Source organism: Microbacterium thalli (genome assembly GCF_028737325.1).
Classification (GTDB): Bacteria; Actinomycetota; Actinomycetes; order Actinomycetales; family Microbacteriaceae; genus Microbacterium; species Microbacterium thalli.
Window position 1 is genome coordinate 1,442,823 of the sequence record NZ_JAQZCH010000001.1, and the last position, 23,141, is coordinate 1,465,963.

General features: G+C 71.0%; 24 protein-coding genes. 13 read left to right on the forward strand and 11 right to left on the reverse strand.

Going from position 1 to position 23,141, the window contains the following annotated elements; translation table 11 throughout:
- Nucleotides 1-7: 7 nt before the first annotated feature.
- Both PUW82_RS06990 and PUW82_RS06995 read right to left on the reverse strand, forming a co-directional pair.
- Nucleotides 8-1,135: a Gfo/Idh/MocA family protein gene (locus PUW82_RS06990; protein WP_274221556.1), complete on the reverse strand. Its 1,128-nt coding sequence runs from the start codon at nt 1,133-1,135 to the stop codon at nt 8-10.
- Complete coding sequence (locus PUW82_RS06995; protein ID WP_420792736.1) at nt 1,132-1,896, reverse strand: sugar phosphate isomerase/epimerase family protein; 765 nt, start codon at nt 1,894-1,896, stop codon at nt 1,132-1,134. Before PUW82_RS06995 ends, PUW82_RS06990 begins: the two co-directional genes overlap by 4 nt.
- A gap of 164 nt (nt 1,897-2,060) precedes the next feature.
- On the opposite strand from PUW82_RS06995, the gene PUW82_RS07000 reads away from it, so the two are divergent.
- The 4 genes from PUW82_RS07000 to PUW82_RS07015 all read left to right on the forward strand — a co-directional run bounded on the left by PUW82_RS07000 (nt 2,061) and on the right by PUW82_RS07015 (nt 6,006).
- The gene (locus tag PUW82_RS07000) at nt 2,061-2,663 is read left to right on the forward strand and encodes a TetR/AcrR family transcriptional regulator (protein ID WP_274221558.1); all 603 of its coding nucleotides are present in this window, start codon (nt 2,061-2,063) and stop codon (nt 2,661-2,663) included.
- Between the two features lie 52 nt (nt 2,664-2,715).
- Complete coding sequence (locus PUW82_RS07005; RefSeq protein WP_274221559.1) at nt 2,716-3,111, forward strand: hypothetical protein; 396 nt, start codon at nt 2,716-2,718, stop codon at nt 3,109-3,111.
- A 73-nt stretch (nt 3,112-3,184) separates the two neighbouring features.
- Nucleotides 3,185-5,389, forward strand: a complete 2,205-nt coding sequence (locus PUW82_RS07010; RefSeq protein ID WP_274221560.1) for an MMPL family transporter — start codon at nt 3,185-3,187, stop codon at nt 5,387-5,389.
- Nucleotides 5,390-5,421: 32 nt separating this feature from the next.
- On the forward strand, nt 5,422-6,006 hold the full coding sequence (locus PUW82_RS07015) for an isochorismatase family protein (protein ID WP_274221561.1): 585 nt from the start codon (nt 5,422-5,424) through the stop codon (nt 6,004-6,006).
- A 3-nt stretch (nt 6,007-6,009) separates the two neighbouring features.
- Here PUW82_RS07015 and PUW82_RS07020 read toward each other — a convergent pair whose 3' ends face one another.
- The 6 genes from PUW82_RS07020 to PUW82_RS07045 all read right to left on the reverse strand — a co-directional run bounded on the left by PUW82_RS07020 (nt 6,010) and on the right by PUW82_RS07045 (nt 12,545).
- Entirely contained in the window at nt 6,010-7,581 is a 1,572-nt protein-coding gene (locus PUW82_RS07020; RefSeq protein ID WP_274221562.1) for a serine/threonine-protein kinase, read from the reverse strand.
- 86 nt (nt 7,582-7,667) lie between these two features.
- Nucleotides 7,668-8,990, reverse strand: a complete 1,323-nt coding sequence (locus PUW82_RS07025) for an ABC transporter permease (protein ID WP_274221563.1) — start codon at nt 8,988-8,990, stop codon at nt 7,668-7,670.
- A complete protein-coding gene (locus PUW82_RS07030) occupies nt 8,987-9,679 on the reverse strand; it encodes an ABC transporter ATP-binding protein (RefSeq protein WP_274221564.1) in 693 nt (230 codons plus the stop codon). Before PUW82_RS07030 ends, PUW82_RS07025 begins: the two co-directional genes overlap by 4 nt.
- The gene (locus PUW82_RS07035; RefSeq protein WP_274221565.1) at nt 9,676-11,274 is read right to left on the reverse strand and encodes an efflux RND transporter periplasmic adaptor subunit; all 1,599 of its coding nucleotides are present in this window, start codon (nt 11,272-11,274) and stop codon (nt 9,676-9,678) included. The genes PUW82_RS07030 and PUW82_RS07035 overlap by 4 nt, the downstream gene beginning before the upstream one ends.
- Nucleotides 11,271-12,209: a hypothetical protein gene (locus PUW82_RS07040; protein ID WP_274221566.1), complete on the reverse strand. Its 939-nt coding sequence runs from the start codon at nt 12,207-12,209 to the stop codon at nt 11,271-11,273. Before PUW82_RS07040 ends, PUW82_RS07035 begins: the two co-directional genes overlap by 4 nt.
- A 96-nt stretch (nt 12,210-12,305) precedes the next feature.
- Nucleotides 12,306-12,545 carry a hypothetical protein gene (locus PUW82_RS07045; protein ID WP_274221567.1) on the reverse strand — a complete coding sequence of 80 codons (240 nt, stop codon included), beginning with the start codon at nt 12,543-12,545 and terminating at the stop codon, nt 12,306-12,308.
- Between the two features lie 25 nt (nt 12,546-12,570).
- Between PUW82_RS07045 and PUW82_RS07050 the strand changes: the two genes are divergently transcribed.
- From PUW82_RS07050 to PUW82_RS07060, 3 genes are all read left to right on the forward strand, one after another.
- The gene (locus PUW82_RS07050) at nt 12,571-13,122 is read left to right on the forward strand and encodes a CGNR zinc finger domain-containing protein (RefSeq protein ID WP_274221568.1); all 552 of its coding nucleotides are present in this window, start codon (nt 12,571-12,573) and stop codon (nt 13,120-13,122) included.
- Between the two features lie 45 nt (nt 13,123-13,167).
- The gene (locus PUW82_RS07055) at nt 13,168-14,037 is read left to right on the forward strand and encodes a WcbI family polysaccharide biosynthesis putative acetyltransferase (protein WP_274221569.1); all 870 of its coding nucleotides are present in this window, start codon (nt 13,168-13,170) and stop codon (nt 14,035-14,037) included.
- Nucleotides 14,038-14,226: 189 nt separating this feature from the next.
- Nucleotides 14,227-14,529, forward strand: a complete 303-nt coding sequence (locus tag PUW82_RS07060) for a hypothetical protein (protein ID WP_274221570.1) — start codon at nt 14,227-14,229, stop codon at nt 14,527-14,529.
- Nucleotides 14,530-14,567: 38 nt separating this feature from the next.
- On the opposite strand, the gene PUW82_RS07065 is transcribed toward PUW82_RS07060, so the two are convergent.
- Nucleotides 14,568-15,236: a TetR family transcriptional regulator gene (locus PUW82_RS07065; RefSeq protein ID WP_274221571.1), complete on the reverse strand. Its 669-nt coding sequence runs from the start codon at nt 15,234-15,236 to the stop codon at nt 14,568-14,570.
- A gap of 53 nt (nt 15,237-15,289) precedes the next feature.
- Between PUW82_RS07065 and PUW82_RS07070 the strand changes: the two genes are divergently transcribed.
- Both PUW82_RS07070 and PUW82_RS07075 read left to right on the forward strand, forming a co-directional pair.
- Nucleotides 15,290-16,777, forward strand: a complete 1,488-nt coding sequence (locus PUW82_RS07070) for an MDR family MFS transporter (RefSeq protein WP_420792726.1) — start codon at nt 15,290-15,292, stop codon at nt 16,775-16,777.
- Nucleotides 16,777-17,298, forward strand: a complete 522-nt coding sequence (locus PUW82_RS07075) for a hypothetical protein (RefSeq protein WP_274221572.1) — start codon at nt 16,777-16,779, stop codon at nt 17,296-17,298. The genes PUW82_RS07070 and PUW82_RS07075 overlap by 1 nt, the downstream gene beginning before the upstream one ends.
- Before the next feature lie 68 nt (nt 17,299-17,366).
- Here PUW82_RS07075 and PUW82_RS07080 read toward each other — a convergent pair whose 3' ends face one another.
- Both PUW82_RS07080 and PUW82_RS07085 read right to left on the reverse strand, forming a co-directional pair.
- Nucleotides 17,367-18,398, reverse strand: a complete 1,032-nt coding sequence (locus PUW82_RS07080) for an NADP-dependent oxidoreductase (RefSeq protein WP_274221573.1) — start codon at nt 18,396-18,398, stop codon at nt 17,367-17,369.
- 80 nt (nt 18,399-18,478) lie between these two features.
- Nucleotides 18,479-18,868, reverse strand: a complete 390-nt coding sequence (locus PUW82_RS07085) for a DUF1304 domain-containing protein (RefSeq protein ID WP_274221767.1) — start codon at nt 18,866-18,868, stop codon at nt 18,479-18,481.
- Between the two features lie 92 nt (nt 18,869-18,960).
- Between PUW82_RS07085 and PUW82_RS07090 the strand changes: the two genes are divergently transcribed.
- The 4 genes from PUW82_RS07090 to PUW82_RS07105 all read left to right on the forward strand — a co-directional run bounded on the left by PUW82_RS07090 (nt 18,961) and on the right by PUW82_RS07105 (nt 23,120).
- Nucleotides 18,961-19,551 carry a TetR/AcrR family transcriptional regulator gene (locus PUW82_RS07090; RefSeq protein ID WP_274221574.1) on the forward strand — a complete coding sequence of 197 codons (591 nt, stop codon included), beginning with the start codon at nt 18,961-18,963 and terminating at the stop codon, nt 19,549-19,551.
- 109 nt (nt 19,552-19,660) lie between these two features.
- Nucleotides 19,661-20,560, forward strand: a complete 900-nt coding sequence (locus tag PUW82_RS07095) for an SDR family oxidoreductase (protein ID WP_274221575.1) — start codon at nt 19,661-19,663, stop codon at nt 20,558-20,560.
- Nucleotides 20,557-21,576, forward strand: a complete 1,020-nt coding sequence (locus PUW82_RS07100; protein ID WP_274221576.1) for a gluconate 2-dehydrogenase subunit 3 family protein — start codon at nt 20,557-20,559, stop codon at nt 21,574-21,576. Before PUW82_RS07095 ends, PUW82_RS07100 begins: the two co-directional genes overlap by 4 nt.
- Nucleotides 21,573-23,120, forward strand: coding sequence for a GMC oxidoreductase (locus PUW82_RS07105; protein ID WP_274221577.1), 1,548 nt, complete (start codon nt 21,573-21,575; stop codon nt 23,118-23,120). Before PUW82_RS07100 ends, PUW82_RS07105 begins: the two co-directional genes overlap by 4 nt.
- Nucleotides 23,121-23,141: the final 21 nt, after the last annotated feature.

The following is a 23,141-nucleotide window of genomic DNA, read 5'->3' on the forward strand; positions in this document are numbered from 1 at the left end:
GTGAGGGTTACAGCGTCGCCGTGAACGGGTCGAAGTCGACGGGAACAGTCGGCACGGGTGCGACGGTGCTGGCGACGGTGACGAACTCGCCGGATGCCGCCGACTCCTGCGCCGACAGCATGATGTCGAGCACGTGGTAGCCGAGCTCTCCCGTGGCCACGTGCGGGCGACCCTCGGCGATCGCGCGGACCATGTCGAGAAGACCGAGGCCACGGCCGGTGAGCGCGCCCTCCTGCTCGATCTCGATCCACTCCTGCTCGCCCCAGTTGCCGTCCGAGATCGACTTCCGCGCCGTGACGTAGGCGATACGGCCCTCGAACTGGTTCGGGTCGGGCAGGACCATCGAGCCCTCGGTGCCGTGGACCTCGAAGACGCCGTGGCGCTCGAGCGGCGAGTCGAAGCTCAGCAGGCTCGCGGACTGCTGGCCCGCCTCGAAGGCGGTGACGACCTGCATGGTGGTCGGAACCTCGACGGGGAAGACCGTGCCCGCCTGCGGGCCGGCCTGGATGGTGCGCTCCTCGAGCTTCTTGCGGCCCACGGCGGCGACCTGGTCGGCCGACCCGAACAGGCTGACCAGACCGCTGAAGTAGTACGGGCCCATGTCGAGCAGCGGACCCGCGCCCTGCGCGAACAGGAAGGCGGGGCTCGGGTGCCACAGGTCGGGTCCGACGGTCTGGAACGTCGTCGAGGCGAACATCGGCTCGCCGATGACGCCGCTCTGGATGGCGCGCTTGGCGGTTTGGAAGCCCGGTCCGAGCAGGGTGTCGGGCGCTGAGCCGATGCGCAGGCCCGCGGCATCCGCCTGTCGGAGCAGCTCGGCGGTGCTCTCTCGGTCGAGACCCAATGGCTTCTCGGTCCAGACGTGCTTTCCGGCCGCGATGGCGCGCGAGGAGATCTCGACGTGGACGGCGGGGATCGTCAGGTTGACGACGACGTCGACGTCAGGATGCGCGAGCACCTCGTCGGTCGAGCCCCATTCGGCGACGCCGTGCTTCTCGGCCTGAGCCTTCGCGCGGTCGACGTCGAGGTCGCCGAGGATGACGACGCGGACATCGGGGAACGAGCCGAGGTTCTCGAGATAGGTGTCGCTGATGACGCCCACGCCGACGAAGCCGACTCCGACGGGCCCGGTCATGCGCTGACACCGTTCTCGCGCAGGAACGCCAGGCTGGCGGCGACATCGGCGAAGACGTCGCCCGGAGCGTTGTCGTACTCGACGACCGCGTACTTCAGCGCCGTGGCCGCGCGCAGCGACTCGACGAGGGGGACGTCGCCGGTGCCGGCGTGGCGCTGGTCGAGGCTGTCGGAGCCGAACTCGCCTGCTCCGGCGGCCCACGGGTTGGTGGCGGGGACGATGCCGTCCTTCACGTGCACCGCGATCAGGCGGTCGCCCAGGCGCTGGACGAGCGCGGGGAGGTCCTGCCCGCCGGTCAGGGCCCAGAACAGGTCGAGCTCGAGGGTGACGCGCTCGTCCAGCAGCGAGACGAAGCGCTCGTAAGCGCTCTGCCCGTCGAACGACGCGATGAACTCCTGCGCGTGGTTGTGGTAGCCCACGGTCAGGCCGAATCCGGCGGCGGTCTCCGCGGCGGCGTTGAGACGCCCGGCGATGTCGGCGACACCGTCCTCGCTCAGCCAGCGCTCGGGCGCGACGAACGGGTCGATGACGGTCGTGATGCCGATCGTCGCGGCGGCCTCGTAGACGACCTCGGGCGCGGGGGTGGGGATCGAGCCGTCGGGCGTCCAGAGCTCATCGGTCAGCAGGGGAGCGTGGCCGGTGGGCGATGTGAGACCGGCGGCATCCAGAGCCGCGCGGATCTCGGTGGGACGCGAGACGAAGTCGAACGCCTCGACATGCGCGAACCCGATCTCGGCGAGCCTCGCCAGCGAGCCGGACATGTCGGCGGAGAACTCCTTCGCGAGCGAATAGAGCTGGACGGATGCCTGGACGTCAGTCACAGTCGACCTTCTTTCGTACGTCATCGTGCGGGGTGCCTCGTGGTGGCACGTCGACACGCTAACACGGAAAACATCCGGCTGGAGGTTTTTGTTAGAGTCGCGCTGTGAGCACCGACGATCGCGCAGCCGTGGGCCGGCCCGGCGCCTATGCCAAGGGGGTCGCGCGGCGCCGCGAGATCCTCGATCGCGCGATCGAGGTGTTTCAGGAGCGCGGACTACAGGGCACGTCGCTGCGCCGCATCGCCGAGGCGATCGGTGTCTCGCACGCCGCGCTGCTGCACTACTTCGAGTCGCGCGAGCAGCTGCTCGTCGCCGTCTACGAGCACGCCGAGGCTCAGCGCGACGCCCGCGATCGGCCGCCGTCGGCGACGGCCGTCGGCGTCATGACGCGCGCGGCCGTCGACAACGCCGAGGTGCCCGGCCTCGTCGAGCTGTATTCGATCCTCGTGGCGGGGGCGCTGGAGGCGAACAGCGACCACGGCAAAGCGTTCTTCACGGCCCGGTTCGAGCGTGTGCGGGCTCAACTGACGCAGCGGCTGCGGGCAGAGCAGGCCGCGGGAACCGTGCGCGACGACGTGCCCGCCGAGCAGCTCGCGGCGCTGCTGGTCGCGGCGTCGGACGGTCTGCAGATCCAGTGGCTGCTCGAGCCGTCGATCGAGCTCGAACGCACACTCGCCTCGCTGAGCGTGCTGCTGCGTCCGGCGTGACCCATACTGAGAGCATGCTGCGCGCGCCCCGATCCCTCCGCCGGCCGCGCGCGTGACGACGGCTCTCGACGCCGTCCTCGAGGTCTTCACGTGGATCGGCTTCGGCGGCGCCGTCGCCCTCGCGATCGCGCTGGTGGTGCTGTGGGCCAGTGACGGCACCTGGTTGCCGGCCGAGGCGGTCGTCGACCACGACCATGACGGCACCTGGGTGCGCTGGTTCGACGACGAGGGCGAGGCCAACAGTGCCCGTGTCGACGACCACACGGCGGCCGCGCTGGCCGGGGCCGACCGCGCCGACATCTGGTTCCGTCACGGTTGGCACGGACGGATGCGGCTCACCCGCAGGCCCCCGATGCATCGTCTGCTGCTCGGTTTGACCTGGGGAGCGCTCGCGCTGGGCATCGTGTCGGTCGTGGTCTCGACGATCGTCCTCTTCGCGCGCGGCTGATCGCCGCCGTTTCGGGCGTCCGCGACGGATGCCGGGTCTGGCGTATACGTAGATTGCTAGATAAGCTACCTACGTGAAGAGCGAAACACGTGTGCCGCGCTGGCTGCGCCTCGGAATCCCCGCCCTGCTCGTCCTGATCTGGCTCGTGGGCGGGACGGTGGGCGGTCCCTACTTCGGCCGGGTGGACGAGGTCGCGACCAACGACCAATCCTCGTTCCTGCCGTCGAGCGCGGACGCGACCCAGGTGAACGAACGGCTGACCGACTTCACCGGCGCCGAGGAGATCCCCGCGGTGGTCGTGGCATCCTCCGACGCTCTGCTCGATGACGCGCAGCTCGCGGCGCTCGCCGAGCTCGGCACCGCGATCGGAGAGCTGGACGGCGTGGGCGAGGTGTCGCCGCCCATCCCCGCGGACGACGGTCTCGCGGTGCAGCTGTTCGTGCCGATCGACGCCTCCGGAGATGTGGGCGAGATCGTCGGTGAGATCCGGTCGCTCGTCCAGGACGACATCCCCGCCGGCGTGGAGGGGTGGGTCACCGGGCCCGCCGGGTTCACCGCGGACCTGGTCGAAGGCTTCCTCGGCATCGACGGGCTGCTCCTCATCGTCGCGCTGGCCGCCGTCTTCGTCATCCTCGTCGTCGTGTACCGGTCACCGCTGCTGCCGATCCTCGTGCTGCTGACATCGGTGTTCGCGCTGTGCGTCGCGCTGCTGACGGTGTGGTGGCTCGCGAAGGCGGAGATCGTGGTGCTGAACGGCCAGGTGCAAGGCATCCTGTTCATCCTCGTCATCGGCGCGGCCACCGACTACGCGCTGCTGTACACCGCCCGCTACCGCGAGGCGATCGGCTCGGGGATGAACCGGTGGGATGCCGCGGTGCGGGCGTGGAAGGGATCGGTCGAGCCGATCCTCGCGTCGGGCGGCACGGTGATCGCCGGTCTGCTCTGCCTGCTGCTGAGCGACCTGGCCAGCAACAAGGCGCTCGGGCCCATCGCCTCGATCGGCATCGCGTTCTCGATGCTCTCGGCGCTGACGTTCCTGCCCGCCCTGCTCGCGCTGTTCGGTCGCGCGGCGTTCTGGCCGTTCATCCCGCGCACGGGCGCCATCGACCTGCCCGACGATCCGGCCGTCCCGGTGCGCGGGATCTGGCCGCGACTCGCACGCTTCGTCGCGCGTCGAGCACGCACCGTGTGGATCGCCAGCACGGCGGTGCTGCTCATCGGCGCGGTCGGCGTGCTGCAGCTCAATGCGAACGGCGTTCCGTCGAGCGACCTCGTGCTGGGAGCGTCGGAGGCCCGTGACGGCCAAGCGGCGCTCGCCGAGCACTTCCCGGCCGGTTCGGGCAGCCCCGCGTCGATCATCGTTCCGGAGGATCGACTCGCCGACGCTCTGGCGGTGCTCGAGGACAACCCCGGTATCGACTCGATCGCCGCCACCGCCGCCGATTCGCCCACCGGTCAGGTCTCGGTCGCGCTGCAGGACGGCGCCCCGGTGTTCACGGCGGCCGGCCCGCCCGGAGCGCCCGTGCCGTCGCCGACGGTGTCGGACGGTGACGTCCTGCTGTCGGCGACGCTGACCGAGCCCGCCGACTCGCTCGAGGCGGAGCAGACCGTGCGCGACCTGCGCGCGACGTTCGCGGACGATGTCCCGGGGGTGCTCGTGGGCGGCTCGACGGCCACCGACGTCGACACGAACGACACGTCGATCCGCGACCGCACGCTGATCATCCCGGTGATCCTCGTGGTCATCCTGCTGATCCTCATGCTGCTGCTGCGTTCGGTGCTCGCGCCGGTGCTGCTCATCCTCAGCACGATCCTGTCGTTCGGCACGGCGCTCGGGGTCAGCGCCCTCGTGTTCAACCACGTCTTCGACTTCCCGGGCGGCGACCCGGCGGTGCCGCTGTACGGTTTCGTCTTCCTCGTCGCACTGGGGGTGGACTACAACATCTTCCTGATGTCCCGGGTCCGCGAAGAGACGCTGCAGCACGGCACGCGCCGCGGTATCGCCCGGGGCCTCGTCGCCACCGGCGGGGTCATCACCTCGGCCGGTCTGGTGCTGGCGGCGACGTTCGCCGCACTCGGCGTGATCCCGATCCTGTTCCTGGCCCAGATCGCGTTCATCGTGGCCTTCGGAGTGCTGCTCGACACGTTCGTCGTCCGGTCGCTGCTGGTGCCCGCGCTCGCGCACGACATCGGCCCCGCCATCTGGTGGCCGTCGAAGCTGTGGCGACGCGAGCGGGCCGAGCACCGGCGCGAACGGGTCGAGCGCCGACACGACTGACACCCCCGAGCCGCCGGGCGTACCCTCGAGCCATGACTCGTGCACTGTTCATCGTCGATGTCCAGAACGATTTCACGGAGGGAGGGGCGCTCGGCGTCTCGGGCGGCGATGCGGTCGCCGCCGCGATCACCCGTCACCTGCGCGCCCACGCCGACGACTACGCGCTCATCGTCGCCTCGCGCGACTGGCATCACGCCGACCACGACAACGGCGGCCACTTCGCCGACGGTGAGCCCGACTTCGTCGACTCGTGGCCTGTGCACTGCGTCGCCGACACCCCCGGAGCCGAGTACGACCCCGAGCTCGACACGCAGGCCATCACCCACCACGTCAAGAAGGGGCAGGGCATCCCCGCGTACTCGTTGTTCGAGGGGACGACGGATGCCGGGGAGTCGGTCGCCGAGCTGCTCACTGCGCACGGCGTGGTCGACGTCGACGTCGTCGGTCTCGCCACCGACTACTGCGTGCGCGCGTCGACCCTCGATGCGCTCGCCCACGGACGCCGGGTGCGTGTCTTGACCGATCTCGTCGCGGGCGTCGCGCCCGCCACGAGCGAGGCGGCTTTGGCCGAGCTGGCGCACGCGGGCGCGGAGCTCGCGACCACCGACGCGCTCTGACGCTCAGTTCCCGTCGCCGGGCTTTCCGCCCGGCTTCCCGTTGCCGTTGCCGTTGCCGTTGCCGCTGTTCGAACCAGGCCCCGAGCCGCTGTTCGCGCCGGGTCCGTTGCCGTTTCCGTTGCCGCCCGCGCCGGGAACCTCGGCGGGGCCGGGCTCGACGGGCACGCCGACGGGCTCCGTGACCGGCTCGATCACCGGCTCGGCGGGTGCGATCGGTGCATCGACCGCGACGGTCTCCTCCGCCTCGACGGCGTCGTCCGCCGATTCGTCACCGGCGGGCGAGACGTCGGTCTCGGCGACATCCGGTGCGTCGGCCGGCTCGACGAGGGGGGTCTGCACGACCGGTGGGTCGACGGGCGTCGTGGTCGAGGCCGTCTGCGGCTGGGCCAGCACGACGGATGCCGCCACGACGACCGCTACGACGGCCGTGGCCACCCCGGTGACGAGGGCGACCCGCCGCCGACGGCGCCGCTGACGACGATTCGCGATGACACGGTCGGGAGCCGACGCCGCCGCGGCGGCGAGGCTGGGGGAGACCAGCGTCGGGTTGGTGTCGTTGCGCCCGGCCGCCGTGGCTCGCGAGGCGGTGACGGGGGCACTGACGGCGGGCGGCGGCGTCACCGGCCAGGCGGCGGTGGCGAGGTCGGCCTGCGCGGCGCGACGCTCGGACTCGGGGCGCCCGTCGACCGTGCTCGAGAGCGTCGAGCGGAGACCGTCGCTCGGGATTCGTGCCATGACCTCGTGGGCGGTGGGACGGTCGCAGGGTTCGCGCGCGGTCATCTCGCACAGCAGGTCGCGCCAGTGCTGATCCAGTCCGCCGGGGATCTCGGGGTCGCGGGAGAGCCGCGCCAGGAGCTGTCCGCGGTTGCCCTCGGTGCCGGCGAACGCGCGCTCGCCGCTGGCGGCTTCGAGCAGCACGAGCCCGAGCGCGTAGATGTCTGAGGGGGGTGCCGGATCGGCGCCGTGCAGCAGCTCGGGTGCGATGAACGCGGCCGTGCCGACGATGAGGCTCGGCGAGGTCACGCGGTCGCTGTCGAGCAGGTGCGCGATGCCGAAGTCGGCGAGCTTGGCGCGCATCGGCACTCCCGGCGTCGACGAGCGTGCCAGAAGAATGTTGGAGGGCTTGACGTCGCGGTGGACGATGCCCGCATCGTGGACGACGTGCAGTGCATCGGCGAGCTGCGCGCCGAGTGCCGCGAGCTCGCGTATGTCGAGCGGACCGTCGGCGATCCGGTCGGCGAGGGTCGGGCCGACGACGTGTTCCATGACGAGGAAGCGGGGCTCGTGCGAGAGGTGCGCGTCGAACAGCGTGACGAGACCGGGGTGATTCAGGGACGCCAGCAGCCGGGTCTCGATGCCGGCGCGATCAGCGGTCGCCTCATCCGCGATGTCGGCGCGCAGCACCTTGACCGCGACACGCCTGCCGAGCGCCTCGTCGTGCGCCAGGAACACCCGCGCCATCCCGCCCGTCCCGATGGGTTCGACGACCCGATAGCGCCCCGCCAGGAGCGCGCCGACATCGACCGCGTCGTCGCTCGTGGCTCCGTCGTTCATCGCGTCCTCGTGCTCGGCCATCCCCACCCCGGGAAAAACCGTAGACCCGCGAAATCGCTTCCGCCTCGGGCTGGCGCCCAGCGCCGGCCCGCGCTATGGGCCGGCGCTCAAGCGTTGCCCCGCAGGGCGACCACGGGTTCGATGCGCGAGGCACGTCGGGCCGGGATGCCGCCGGCGGCGAGCCCGATCAACGCACCGAGCACCGTGCCCGCGACCGCCACGAGCGGGTCGAGCACGGGGGTCCACTGCTGCGCGACGGCGACGGCGAGCACCCCGAAGACCCCGAGTGCCGCGCCGATGAGACCGCCGAGCAACCCGATGACGACCGACTCGACGACGAACTGGCCCGCGATCTGACGTCCGGTGGCCCCGAGCGCGCGGCGCAGGCCGATCTCGCCCGTGCGCTCGAGCACCGAGAGGGTCGTCACGTTAGCGATGCCGAGCCCGCCGGCCAGCAGCACGATGACCCCGAGGATGACGAACACGACGTTGACATCGCCCTGGACGTCGCGGGCGAGATCGGACCGGCCCTGCGGCGCGCTCACCTCGAGGGTATCGATGGCGTCGGGTGCCAGGGCGAGAGGCGCCTGCTCGCGCAGCTGCGGTCCCGTCCCGACGGTGATGTGGGCGATGGCGTCGCCCGGCGCGCTCAACCCGAAGTCGCTGCGCGCGGCCCCGGTGGGGATGACGACGGCGTCGACGAGCTCGGCGCGCCGCTGCAGATCGTCGAAGATGCCCACGACGGCGTACGCGGTACCGCCGATGAAGATGGACGGCTGGGTGTCGACGCGATTGATCGACAGCCTCTCGGCGGCCCCCGCGCCGAGCAGCGCCACGCGGTCGCCGCGGGTGTCGTGCCCCGCATCGAACGCCCGCCCTGTGACGACGGTGCCGCCGAGGGTCTCGAGTATGCCGCCGGACGCGGCGAACAGCGCCGGGGGAGCAGCGGTGGCGACCGACGGGTCGTTGATGGGGACGGCGGTGATCGAGTTCTCGGGCGGGGTCACCGCGGCCAGCACGGCCGCTGCCTCGACGCCGACCAGGCTCTCGAGTCGCTGCGGGGCGTCCCAGGGCAGGGATGCCGTCGCGACACTCTGGCCGCCGCGGGCTTCGGCTTCGGCGGGCCCGATGCTCAGATGCGTCGCTGCGGCCGCGTCGAACTGCCGTGCGATCTGACCCGCGGCGGTCTGCGCGAAGCCGATGGTGGCCACGAGCGCCCCGATGCCCAGCACCGTGCCCGCGATCGTCATGACGAGTCGCCCGGGTCGTGAGCCGATGTCGACCGTCGCCTCCAGGACGAGGTCGCCGAAGCCGAACCGGTCGGCGCGCGGCACACGATCGGCTTCGGCGACCGCCGTCGTCAGCTCGGCATCGGGCCGATTCCGCCGCCGGGGCAGCCAGCGCAGCAGCGCCCTCCGCGGCGCGGTCACGCGAGCTCGCGCATGCGGCCGTCGTCGATCCGGATGCGCCGGGCGGCGCGATCGGCGACGTGCTGGTCGTGGGTGATGACGACGAAGGTGAGGCCGCCGGCGTGCAGCTCTTCGAACAGCGCCATGATGTCCGCGGTGGTCGCCTGATCGAGGTTGCCCGTGGGCTCGTCGGCGAGGATCACCCGCGGCTGGGTCACGACGGCACGCGCCACGGCGACGCGCTGGCGCTCGCCGCCCGACAGCAGGCCGGGCAGGAAGTCGACGCGGTGGCTCAGTCCGACGCGCTCGAGGGCCTCACGGGCCCGAACGGGGCGCTCGTCACGCGGCATCCCGCTGTAGAGCATGGGCAGCATGACGTTCTCGAGCACGGTGCGCCGCGGCATCAGGTGGAAGGCCTGGAAGACGAATCCGAGGCGGCGCGCGCGTACCGCCGCCCGCTGGTCCTCGGTGTAGCCGCCGGTCAGCTCGCCCGACAGCCGGTACTCGCCGACCGTCGGGCGATCGAGCAGCCCGAGGATGTTGAGCATCGTCGACTTGCCCGACCCGCTGGGTCCGACGATGGAGACGTAGTCGCCGTCCGACACCGTGAGGTTGATGCCCTTCAGCGCCTGTACCTCGGGCGGCCCGGGGAAGGATCGCGTGACATCGCGCAGCTCGATCACCGGCGGGACGGCGGTCGCCGCGGTCATCGGCCGACCACGACGAGGTCGTCCTCGTTCAGTTCGCCCTCGGTCGCCCGCACCTCGACGGCGCCGCCGGCCGACAGCCCGGTCTCGACGACGACCAGGCGGGTGCGGGCGTCGGCGTCGCGGGGATCGCCCGCGACGACCTCGACCCGCGTCTCGCCGCCCGGGCCCGCGGTCAGCGCGGCGGCGGGGACGCTGAGCACCTCGCCGGCGGTGGCGCCGACGGCGATCACGACTCGCACGTTCGACCCCTGCAACTGCGCGATCTGCTCGGCCGACAGCTCGGCGGGCTGCAGCGTCACCTTCCAGCGTGCCTCGCCGTCCGCGCCCGGGGACACCTCGGTGACGGTGGCGGCGTGCTCGGCGCCGTCGGGCAGCGCGAACGTCGCCGTCGCCCCCGTCGTCAGCAGCTTCGCGTCCGCCTCGGCGGCCGACCCGGTCAGAGCCACGGTGGCGCCCGACACGGTCATCGCGGCGCCGGCGAGGATGCTGCCGCGCTCGGCGGTGACCGCGTCCACACGCCGCGGGAGTTCGCTCAGGTAGAGCACCTCACCCGCAGGGAGGGCGGGAAGAGCCTCCTGGCGTGCCCGCGCGAGGTCGTCCTGCGCCTGCGAGAGCTGGGAGACGGCGGCATCCACAGCGGCGCGCTCGGCGCTCGTGTCGCGCCCGGCGTTCAGCTGCTCGCGGCGCAGTTGCGCGAGGGCGAGGGCGTCTTCGGCGTCACCGATCGCGACGGTGTCGTCCGGCTGCGTCGTGCGCAGATTGTCGAGCTGGCGCCGCGCGCTCGAGATCCCGTTGTCGGCCTCACGGATCTCGACGGGCGAGGCGCCACTGCGAGCGGCATCCAGCGCGCCTCGTGCGCTCGTGACCGCCTGCTCGGCGGAGCGGACGCCCTCGTTCGCGGCGCGCACCGCACCCTCGCCGTCCTCCTCGCCCTCGGGGCCGGTGTACCCGACCGCGGCGTAGAGCGCGGTGACGGCGTTCGCCGCCTGCTCGTCGAAGGCAGCGTTCGCGGGGTCGCCCGCGTCGATGCCGACGGCGCGCATGGCCTCCTTGAACTGCACGACGTCGGGGCCCGACACGCCGAACCGCAGCGTGCGGTACGCGGGCAGATCGCCCGGCAGGGTGATGACCGGGCGACCGGCGACCTCGAGAGCCACCGACAGCGGAGAAAGCTGCGCCCCGACCTCCGGCACCTGTCCGGTCACGACCGCCGGGCCCGAGATCGCGGAGGTGTCGATCTTCACCTCGACGGGGTCGGCGAAACCGACGTCGCCGCGGATGGTGACGTCGTTGCTCAGCGCGCCGAACGCGACCGGCACGGTCACGAGCCCGGGAGCCGGCGCGTCCTCCGCGGCGGCCGAAGCGGCCGGCATGACGAAGCGCCCGAGCAGCAGACCCCCCACGAGCGCGATGACCGCGACGGCCGCCGTTATCCACAGCGCACGGTTGCGGGTCGCGATCGAGCGCCACACGGTCCGTCGGCCGCCCGTCGCCGCGTCGGCGTTCGTCGCCGCGTCGGGCACAGGATCGCCGATGAGCTCGTCGAAGGCGGCGTCGTCCGGCGACGCCGGGGCGTCGGTGCGACCGTCGCTCACGAACGCGCCTGCTCAGCCGCTGCCTTCATCGCGTCGAGCTCGGCCTTGTGGTCTTCGATGAAGGCCTCCTCGGCGGCGAACTGCGCCTTCTCGTAGGTCTCCCGGTAGTCCAGCTCTTCCCGGCAGTCCAGATCGGCGAGCGCGAGCTCGACCTCGCGCTCGTGCACGGCGTCGAGCTGCGCCTGGTCGAGGCCGGTCTCCGAGGCTCCCTCTTCGTAGAGGGCGTTGAGCTCGTCGTAGATCGAGTTCTGCGCGTCGGACTGCGTGGCGAACCCGGGGTAGCCGGCTGCATCCATGCATGTCGACCAGGCGCGATCGAGCTCGGCGATCTCGGGCAATGACGCGGTGTCCTCGTACAGCGTGTTGATGGCGTCCATGACGTCGGCGAACTCGTCGGACTGCAGCGGGTCGTCGCCGCCGATCTCGTGACTCGCCCATCCGCTGCAGCCGGCCGTCTGCCAGTCGTACTCGTACGAGCCGTCCTCCGACATCTCCTCCTCACTGGGAGTCGGTCCGTACAGCGCCTCGTAGAAGGCGGTCTGCTCGGATTCCGACAGGCTGCTGACGTAGTCGGCGTTCGGGTCGCTCGTCATCTCCTCGGGCGCGGGCTCCTCGTCGCCGCCCGGGTACTCCACGGCGCCGTAGCCCCACTGCGACACGAATTCGCGGTCGTCCGGCTTCCACTCTTCCCCGGTGTCGAACGACACGCTCGTGGTGGGCACGGGAACGTACTCGAACCCCTCGTCCTGCATGCACTGCGCCATGAGCTCTTCGCGCTGCTTGTCCTCGGCGGCGTACTTCGCCTCCTGCTCCTCGGGGCTCAGGTCGCCACCGGAGAGCGCGATGAAGTACTCGCTCAGCGGCGAGACCTTCTCGTCCGGTGCGCCGGAGTCCGTGCCCGTGCATCCCGCGAGAAGGAGGACCGCACCGACCATCGCCGGCGCCGTCCATCGAAGTGTGTTCCGGTGCACCTGCAACCCCCTTGAAATGAAGAACGCGCTCAGGCTATGGCGCGGGCGGGAGCGACCGAATCATCCAGAAGGATGACGTTCACGAGAAATCGTCGGATCGATGACGACGCTCGCCGCGGCGGGCGGAGCCGTGTTCGCCGGCTGCAGGTCGACCCGATGGGCGCCGCAGTGCGGGCAGCGCACATAGCGGATCAGACCCTCGCTGGTGCGATGGGCCGATTCGGTCACCCACCCGTGGTCGTGGGGCCAGACACCGGTGTCGCGATGAGTGTCGGCCTGCGCGGGGGAGGAGGTGGTCATCACCCGATCGTGCTGTAATGCCCTTATGCAGCTCAACCCTTACGGCGAGTACGCGGTGCTGTTGGCGGCTTCTCGCGCCAACGACTGGCCTGCCGACCGCGACGGCGTCGTCGCCCGGACCTACGAGCACGGCATGACCGCCGTCTACGCACCCGCGGCGGCATCCGATCATGCCCGCACGCGCGACGTCATCGACGCGTGGCTCGACATCGTCGACGCCGATACGGAGGCGCAGCGAGCACGCTTGTTGAACGACCAGATGGCGGCGGCGACGGCGTACCCGCGCCTGACCGACCACGACGGCGCTTGGCACCTGCACTATCGCGACGATGACCAGCGCCTGCCGCAGGTGCTGCGCGCGGTCATCGCGGTCGGAACGGCGCTGCACGTGACGACTCGCGGGATGCACCGGCTCGCCCGATGCGCGGCGGGCGGTGCCGCCGGCGACCCGTGTCGCAACGTTGTCGTCGACATCACGCGCAACGGTCGGCAGCGGTACTGCTCGGTGCGGTGCGCGAACCGCGACGGCGTGCGCCGCCACCGTGCCCGCACCGCCATAGCGCATCGCGCCGGTTGACGACAAACGACCGCACGCGGCGGAACGACGCGTCACAGTGGACTGATGTCCACCGAGCCGACCCCCTTCCGTGCCTCCGAGCTTCCCGACGGTTTCGGGCTCGTCGTCGGCAACTGTCAAGCCGAGACCATGCGGATCCTCCTGCACGCCGACGACCGGCCGACCGTGCGTGTCCCACCCGTCCACGAGTTGGATGCCGCCGACACCGCACGCCTGCACGAGCTGTTGCCGCGGGCGTCGTTCCTCGTCGCGCAGCCGGTGCGCGACGACTACCACGGCCTTCCGCTGGGCACGCGGCAGCTCGCGGCCGCGCTGTCGCATCACGCGCGGCTCGTGACCTTCCCCATCGTGCGCTACACGGGCCTGCATCCGTTCCAGGCGGCTCTGCACGTGTCGGGCATCGACGAGGTCCCGCCGGTCGTGGCCTATCACGACGTCCGCACGCTCGCCGCAGTCGCCGGGCTGCCGGTCGCATCGCGCCTGCCGCGACGCGCGGTCGAGCAGGTCGCGGCGGACTCGCTGGACGAACTGCGCCGGCGTGAGCAGTCGATCGACGTGGCGGCATCCGATCTGCTGCGGCCGACCTCGGGCGAGGTGATGCGCACGGTCAATCATCCGGGGAACGTCGTCTGGATGCCGCTGGCGCAGCGGGTCCTCGAAGCGCTCGACGACTCGGGAGCGCCAACGGATCCGGGCCGCCCGCTGCTCGCCGCCGTGCGAGCACCACTCGAGGAATGGGTGGTCGACGCATGGGACCTGCCGGACGAGCCGCGGACGCGCTGGCGGGCGGACGGCGTCGAGATCGAGCCCGACGTCGTGGCGGCCGCACACCGGGAGTGGTACCTCGCGCATCCGGCGTTCGTCGATGCGGCCGTCCGTCGTCTGCGTCGAACGCTCGGTCACTGGAGGCTGTGAGCCCGTCCGGCCCGGGCACGCGAACCCCGTGCTAGCGTTGAGGGGTCCCTCCGGGGCTCGTGCGTCGTTCGTCTGGCTCACCGTCGAGCAGATCGTGACGCGATCACTGGTTCATCCAGCCCCCAGCCTGGTTCGTCCAGCCCCCATCTTCGTGCGCACGCGTTCGTGCGCCACTGTTCTAAGGCACTCTTGCTCTCCACGCTTTCTTCGTCCGCGCCCGCCCTCGTCTGGCGACAGGCCGACGCCGACTTCTACGTCGCGACCCTCGACGGCCAGTACGCCGGGTTCGTCACGACCGGCTCGCTGCCGGCTACCTTCGACGCCGAGAGCGGCCACGGCGCCGACCTCGGCGCTCACACGTCACCGGGGGCCGCGGCAGCTGCCGTCGCCGACGCGGCGGCGCCCGCCCGCAGCGGCCCGTCGCGTGCGCGTCGGCTTTCCACCCGCACCGCGGCTTCTCGCCCGCGGCGGCACTCCTTCGACCGTCACTGACCCTCACCACGCGTGGGTCGGGCCCGACGCACCGCGGTTCAGCGGTACGTCGGGGGAGCGCCCTCGAGGTCGCGGGCGATCGCGGCCACACCGCGGCGCATCTCGAGATAGATCTCGCGCACACTCGCTCGCTCATTGAGTTCGGCGCGGCGAACCCACTCGTCGATCGTCAGACGCAGCACCAGCGCGAGCGTTGAAACAGCGGCTCGCGAGGCGATCACGTCCGCGTCGGCACCCGCGGCGTCGACGGCGGCGTCCGTCAGCTGCTCGACCTGTTCTGCTTCGTTGCGCAGCGCCAGGGCCAGGAGCGACGGCTCGGCGCCCACGATGCGGCGTACCCGTAGGGCGCGGATGTGCTCGTCAGGGTGCGCATCGAAGCGTTCGAGCAGATTCAGCCAGCTGAGCTCGATGCCCTCGACGACCGACGCGCCGGCTCGCACGGCCTCGATCGCATCGCTGACGACGCGGGCCGAGTCATCGGCGCTGGCGAACACGGCCGCTTCTTTGGTGGGGAAGTAGCGAAAGAACGTCCGTTGCGAGGTGCCCGCCCGACGGGCGATGTCGTCGACGGTGGTCCCGTGCACTCCCCGCTCCTCGAACAGCTCGAGGGCGGCATCCGACAGCTCGCGCTGCGTCTCGAGGCGCCGGCGCTCACGCAGTCCGGTCGGCGGGGTGTCGGCGAGGGGATCCTCGCGGTCGCTCTCCATGCAGGAATTGTCGCACAGTGCCTTCGTGTCAGTCACTGCCATATAATCGAGCAGTGACTCTCGAACAGCAGCATCCCGAAACGCAATCGGTACCCGTCAATTCCGCCGTCGTGACCCCCGCCATCCGCACGGGACCCGTCATCGCGCTGCTCGTGGCCTCTGCGTTCGTCGTCATCTTGAACGAGACGATCATGGGTGTCGCCCTGCCGCGTCTGATGGTGGATCTCAACATCACGGCGGCTACCGCCCAGTGGCTGACGACCGGCTTCCTGCTGACGATGGCGATCGTCATCCCCTTGACCGGCTACCTGCTCGCGCGCTTCCCGCTGCGTCGCATCTACTTCATGGCGATGTCGCTCTTCACGCTCGGCACGCTCATCGCCGCCCTCGCGCCCGGGTTCGAGATGTTGCTCGCAGGGCGCGTCGTCCAGGCATCGGGCACGGCGATCATGATGCCGCTGCTGATGACGACGGTGCTCAACGTCGTCGACCCCTCGCGCCGCGGCCGGATGATGGGCGTCATCAGCATCGTCATCGCTGTCGCACCCGCGATCGGCCCCACGGTGTCGGGCCTGATCCTCTCGGTGCTCGACTGGCGCTGGATGTTCTGGCTCGTCCTTCCCATCGCGGTGCTGGCCCTCTCGCTCGGCGCCGTCTGGGTGCGCAACGTCACGCAGACCCGCGAGGCACGCTTCGACATCGGGTCGGTCGTGCTCTCCGCACTCGGCTTCGGCGGCCTCATCTTCGGCCTCAGCTCCATCGGCGAATCCGCCTCGGGTCACGCGCCCATCCCGGTGTGGATCCCGCTCATCGTGGGTGCCCTCTCGCTGGCCGCCTTCGTCGTGCGTCAGCTCGCGCTGCAGAAGTCGGACGCCGCGCTGCTGGACCTCCGCACCTTCCGCTCGCGCGCGTTCAGCCTCGCCGTCGTGCTCGTGGTCGTCGTGATGTCGGCCCTGTTCGGCTCGCTCATCCTGCTGCCGCTGTACCTGCAGCAGGTGCTGGGCCTCGACACCCTGACGGTCGGACTCATGCTGCTGCCCGGCGGTGTGCTCATGGGCGTGATCGCCCCGATCGTGGGCGCGCTGTTCGACCGCTTCGGGCCGACCCCGCTCGTCATCCCGGGCATGATCGTCGCCGCCGGCGCCCTGTGGGGAATGACGACCTTCGGTACCGAGACGTCCATCGCCTGGATTATCGCGGTCCACATGACTCTCAACCTCGGGCTCGGCTGCGTCTTCACCCCGCTGCTGACCTCGGCGCTCGGCTCGTTGCCGGCGCGGCTCTACTCCCACGGCAGCGCGACGGTGAGCACGCTGCAGCAGGTCGCGGGTGCGGCCGGCACGGCGCTGTTCATCACGCTCATGTCGGTCGGCGCAGCGACGGCGGCCGCGGAGGGGGCGGATGCGGTTGCCGCGACCGCCACCGGCGTGCACACGGCATTCGTGACCGGAGCGATCATCGCGTCCGCGGCGGTCGTGCTGACGTTCTTCGTCCGCAAGCCCGCGCCCGTCGAAGGCGCGCCGCCGGTCGTGGCCCACTGATGGGCTCCCCGCAGCGCGCGGCCAGCATCTGGTGGGAACGGGTGCGCGACCTTCTCTCGCTCGGCACCCACTCCCACGCCGCGGTCCCGGATCTCCGGAGCCTCGAATCGCAGCGCTCGCGCATCGAGCGGACGCACTTCCTCGTGAACGACCGCCAGCGCCAGATCCGCGGCGACCGTCTGTACGTGCTCCGCCGGTCGCGGCGTGACCGGCGCAATCCCACGGCGATCGCGGTGTACGCCCGGGGGCGCGTCGTCGGCCAGGTGTCCGACGTCCGCGCCCGCGACCTCGCCCCGCTGCTCGACCGCATCGGCGGAGCGGCGCTCGTATCGGGCACGGGCACGGCGCCCGGCAGCATCCGCCTGTGGGTCGACCTGCCGACGCCGAGCGCCCTCGCAGCGTTCATCAACGGCCCGACGGTTTCGACGCCGGTGGGCCACGAGTCGGGGACGAAGCGCGCGCCGCGTGCTCGCCGCGCCGTCTCGGGAACCGACACGATCCTGACGGTCGCGACGGGCTGACCGGGCGGCAACGAAGAACAGGGGCGGGGTGCTGATGCACCCCGCCCCTGTTCGCTGCCTGTTGCGGCTCAGCCCTCGCTGCCGGCGTGCGTGACGCGGACGAGCATCTTGCCGGTGTTGGCGCCGCGCATCATCGCCAGGAACGCGTCGACGGTGTTCTCGATGCCCTCGACGACCGTCTCGTCGTAGGCGATCCGGCCGTCGGCGAACCAGGCGGTCATCTTCTCGGTGAACTCGGGCGACACGTGAAGGTAGGAGGCCAACGTGAAGCCTGTGGCGGTGAGGCTGCGAGTGATCAGCCTGCCCATGTTGTCGGGGCCCGGCGTCTTCTCGGTGGTGTTGTAGCCGGTGATGGCGCCGCACAGGGCCAGACGTCCGCCGGTGTTCATCACATCGAGCGCCGCCTCGAGGTGGTCGCCGCCGACGTTGTCGAAGAACACGTCGACCCCGTCGGGGGCATGCGTCGGCAGCTGTGCACGCACAGGAGCGTCCTTGTAGTTGAACGCCGCGTCGTACCCGTACTTCTCCGTCAACAGGGCGACCTTCTCGGCCGATCCCGCCGACCCGATGACGCGGCCGGCACCGAGCAGTTTGGCGATCTGGCCGACGGCCGTCCCGACGGCGCCGGCGGCCCCCGACACGAAGACCGTGTCGCCCGGCTTCAGGTTTGCGATGGCGGTGAGCCCGACGTATGCGGTGAGGCCCGTCATCCCGAGGATGTGCAGTCGCAACGACAGGGGGAGGCCGGGAACCTCGGGTACCGGTCGGAAGCTCGAGGCCTCGGCCTGCACGACATCCGTCCATCCGTGCTGGTGCAGCACGACCGTGCCGACGGGCAGGTCGTCAGCGGCGCTCTCGACGATGCGACCGATCGCGCCTCCTGCGATGACGTCGCCGAGAGCGAAGGGCGGGATGTAGCTGGGGACGTCGTTCATCCGCCCGCGCATGTACGGGTCCACCGACACGTACTCGTTCGCGACGCGCACCTCGCCCGGGGCGAGCGCGCCGAGCTCGACGCGTTCGATCGCGAAGTCGTCGGGAGTCGGCCACCCCTCGGGGCGGCGTGCGAGCCGGATCTGCGTGCTGGTCGCGTGAGTCATGGTTCTCCTTCGTGAGGGGTCGGTGACGGATGCCGCCGGCTCGATCGGAGCCGCGGACAGGATGCGCGGGTGGCGCGGGGTCAGAGGGCGAGGCCGAGGATGAGGGCCACGACACCGAGCGCGGGGATCACGCCCTGCTTGAGCGCCGCGGATGCCTTCGACGGATCGGACAGCAGGAGCACGAGGCTCGCCGCGACCATCGACCCCGCACCGGCGAAGACGAGCGTCACGCCGATCGCGAGCTCGCCGACCGCGACGAAGACGATGCCGGCGAAGACGGCGATCGCGAGGAACAGGTTGTAGAAGCCCTGGTTGAAGGCGAGGGCCTTCTGCGTCTCGGCCTGTGCGACGGTGCCCGTGCCGAAGGTCGCGCGAGCCCGCTCGCTCGTCCAGGCAAGTGACTCGAGATAGAAGATGTAGACGTGGATGAGCGCTGCAAGACCCGCGAGCGCGAGACCGAGGATGATCACGAGCTGTTCCCTTCCGGCGGTTGCCACCGCACTTCTGTACTGGTCGGTTCAATATATACTGGACTGACCGATACACAAAAGGGGTGTGAGAGATGGGGCGAACGCAGGCATACGACCGCGCCGAGGTCGTCCGCGCAGCTCGGGGTGTCTTCTGGGAACAGGGGTTCGACGGCGCGCCGCTGCCGGAGCTCGAGCGCGTCACGGGGCTGAATCGGTCGAGCATCTACCACGCGTTCGGTTCGAAGCGGGGCCTGTTCGACGCTGCCGTTCAGAGCTACCTCGACGAGGTCGTGCGACCCCGGCTGGCGCCCCTGACCGGAGCGACCGTGGAGCCCGCGGCGATCGAGGACTATCTCGTCGGGTTGCGCGCCGCGCTGGGACGATCGCGGTCGCTGCCCGGTTCGAGCGGTTGCCTGCTCGTGAATACGGCCGCGGCTCCGATCGGGCGGGACGATGCGGTCGCCCAGGTGGTCGCCGACTACCGTGCCGAGTTGCGGGCTGCGTTCGGTCGGGGCGTCGCGGCGCGCCGACCCGATCTTCCTGCCGGCGAGAGCGCGACGCTCGCCGATGCGTGCACCGGTCTGGTCATCTCGGCGTTCGCTCTCGTCCGCGTCGACAGCGCCGGCGCCGTCGACGCCATCGGGACCGCTCTCGCGCTCGTATCGGGGGCGCCGCGGTCCTGAGGGCGCCGGTGCAGTCCGTGATGCGCGCTCTCGCGAGACGCTTTACGCCTCTTCCTTGACTTCTGGCAAGCGTTCGCGGCGAGAAATCGCGACGCATACCGTGAGCCGCGTGCAGCAGAGCGATCAGTACGACTTCGACAACCCCGTGACCCGATACGAGCGGGTCGAGCCGCCCGTGCAGCACCAGCCCGAGCCCGGCGTGCAGGCCGACATGCAGCCCACCCCCGACCTCGGCGAAGAGACCTATCGCGGCTCCGGCCGCTTGTTCGGCCGGAAAGCCCTCATCACCGGCGGCGATTCCGGCATCGGCGGCGCGACGGCGATCGCGTTCGCGCGAGAGGGGGCCGACGTCGTCATCGTCCACCTGCCCGCCGAGCAGCTCGATGCCGATCGCATCCTCGGCCTCATCGCCGACGCCGGAGCGCGCGGGCACGCCATCGCGGCCGACATCTCCGACGCCGAGGCGTGCCGGTCGCTCGTCGCCGAGGCGGTCGAGTTCCTCGGTGGTATCGACATCCTCGTCAACAACGCGGGCAAGCAGGTCGCCGTCGAGCGGCTCGAAGACCTGACCGACGAGCAGTTCGCGGCGACCTTCCACACCAACGTGTTCGCCAACTTCTGGATCACCAAAGCCGCGCTGCCGCACCTGCCGGCGGGGGCGTCGATCATCAACACGGCGTCTCTCGAGGCGTACCAGCCCGCCCCCGACCGTCTCGACTACGCCGCGACGAAGGCCGCCGTCAACAACCTGTCGAAGGGTCTTGCCCAGCAGCTCGCGCCCCGCGGCATCCGAGTCAACGTCGTCGCCCCAGGCCCCGTGTGGTCTGCGCTGCAGGTCAGCCAGGGCGTGTCGGACGAGCAGATGCGCGCCTTCGATGATGAGAGCACCTATCAGCGCGCCGGGCAGCCGGCCGAGATCGCCCCGGCATTCGTCTTCCTGGCATCGGCGGAGTCGAGCTACGTCTCGGGCGAGACCCTCAACGTCAACGGGGGCATGGTCACTCCGTGAGCCCCAGAACCTTCGCGGTCGTCTCGCTGCGCGGAGACGTACCGAGGCTCGACGACGCCCCCGGCCCTGCGGATCCCGCCGCACCAGACCCTGCCGGTCCGTTCCGCGTCGTCGTCGCTGGCTCGCCGACGGACGCCGACGAGGTCCTCTCCGCCATCGCCCAGGCCGAGATCTACACGCCCTGGATCCTCGTCGGTGACGCCGCGCAGCACGAGCTGATCGCGACGATCGCCGACTGCGTGCTCGACGGCGCGATCGGTGTGTTCGGGCTCGCCGGCGTCATCGTCGTGGACGGCTCGGTGCCTGGCGTCGTGCGTGAGCGCGAGGTGCCCGCAGACGCCACGGCCGCCGATGACCTCGCGGTCGCTGTCCGGCGCCTCGCGGGCCGCATCGCCGATCGTTCTCCGCGTGTGCCGGAGGCCTGGGCGCGGGTCATCGCCTCGTCGCGCACCGATGTCGCGGTGCGCGCGACCTACGCTCGCCGCGCGCTCGCCGATGACCCGGAGTATGCGCCGCGATCGCTGTCGCCCGCGCAGCTGGCGCTGCTGCGGCAGGTGGCCCGTCGCGTCATGCCGCAGGGCGAGGGACCCGCGATGGACCTCGCCGCGCGCCTGGACCGGATGGTCGACGCGGGGGAGAGCGACGGGTGGCGCCCCACCGGCATGTCGACGGACGAAGAGGCCTACCGCGCCGGTCTCGACGCGCTCGCCGCGATCTGGAAGCGCGGGTCGGCCGCGCAGGACGAGGTCATCCGCGAGGTCATCGCCGGGACGGCGGCCCCCAACTCCGCGCTCTCGCCCGGACAGCTGAGCCTGTGGTTCGAGGACGTCCGCAACGACCTCGTCCGCGCGTGGCTGTCGCACCCGGCATCCCTCGCACGGGTCGGGTATAGCGGCTTCGCCACCGGCGGCACCGGACCCGAGCCCGCGGGATACCTCGTGCTCGCGGCCGGACGGCGCGAGGAATGGGAACCCGCCGAGCTCGGCCGCCTCGAGGCAGAAGGAGACGCAGCATGAACCTCACCGGGATGCGCACCTACGACCTGGACGAGGTCGTGGATGTCGTCGTCGTGGGCACCGGCGCCGGGGGTGGCCCCCTGCTCAGCAGGCTCGCCGAGCGCGGCCTGCGCGTCGTCGCCCTCGAAGCGGGGCCGAACCTCGAGCTCGACCAGTTCACGCCGGACGAGCGCGAGGCGACCCGCATCAACTGGATGTCGGACCGCTTCAGCGGCGGCGACGCACCGACCGCATTCGGCCCGAACAACAGCGGGTGGGGCGTCGGCGGCGGAACCCTGCACTGGGGAGCCTTCACGCCCCGCCCCGACCGCCGCGACCTGTCGCTGCGGACCGAGACCGGGCAGGGACGGGACTGGCCCGTCGACTACGACGAGCTCATCGGCTACGTCGCCGAGGTCGAGCGCGCCATCGGGGTGAGCGGTCCGACGCCGTATCCGTGGGACCCTCAGCGCGAGTACCTCGACGGCCCGACGCGGCGGAACGCTCCCGCCGACCTGGTGCTGCAGGGCTGCGAGCGCCTCGGCATCAGGGCCACCGACGCGCCCGCGGCGATCATCACCCAGGACCGCGACCAGCCGCACTACGGCCCGCGCAAGGCGAGCATCGACGTCGGCGGCATCCATCAGGGCGACCGGTTCGGCTACAAGGCGACCACTGCCATCACTTACCTGCCCGTCGCGGTCGCGCACGGGGCGGAGATCCGCCCCGACTCGATGGTGCACCGGATCGAACAGGATGCGGCCGGCGCAGTGACCGCGGTCATCTATTTGCACGAGGGCGTCGAGTACCGACAGCGCTGCGCCGCGCTCGTGCTCGCGGGCGGCGGGATCGAGACGCCGCGGCTGCTGCTGAACACCGGGCTCGCCAATTCGAGCGGTCAGGTGGGCCGCAACTTCCTCGCCCACGGCGCCGTGCAGGTGTGGGGGCGGTTCGACGAATCGGTCCGCGGATACCGCGGGTATCCGTCGGCGGCGATCACCGAGGACTTCGTGCGCCCCGAAGGCGTCGATTTCGCCGGGGGGTATCTCATCCAGAGCCTCGGGGTGATGCCGCTGACCTACGCCACCTCGCTCGTGCGCGGGGGCGGGCTGTGGGGCGCGGACCTCATGGCGGCGCTGGACGCCTGGCAGAACTCCGCCGGCATCGGGATCAACGGCGAGTGCCTGCCGTCCGAGCGCAATCTGCTCGTGCTGTCGGACGACACCGACGAATGGGGCATCCGGCGCGCCGAGATCAGTTTCTCGCCGGGCGAGAACGAGAAGGCCATCGATGCTCACGCGGTGGACGTCATGACCCGCATCCTCGAGGCGGCCGGTGCGCGCGAGACCCGGGTGCTCGCCCGCACCGCCCACACGATCGGCACGTGCCGCATGAGCACCGACCCCGATGACGGCGTCGTCGATCCCGAGGGACGGTCGCACGACATCCCGAACATGTGGATCTGCGACAACTCGACGTTCCCCAGCGCGCTGTCGGCCAACCCCGGCCTCACGCAGATGGCGATGTCGCTGCGGACGGCCGATCGGATGCTCGCATCACGATGATCGGCCGCCCGCAGCGCGGCA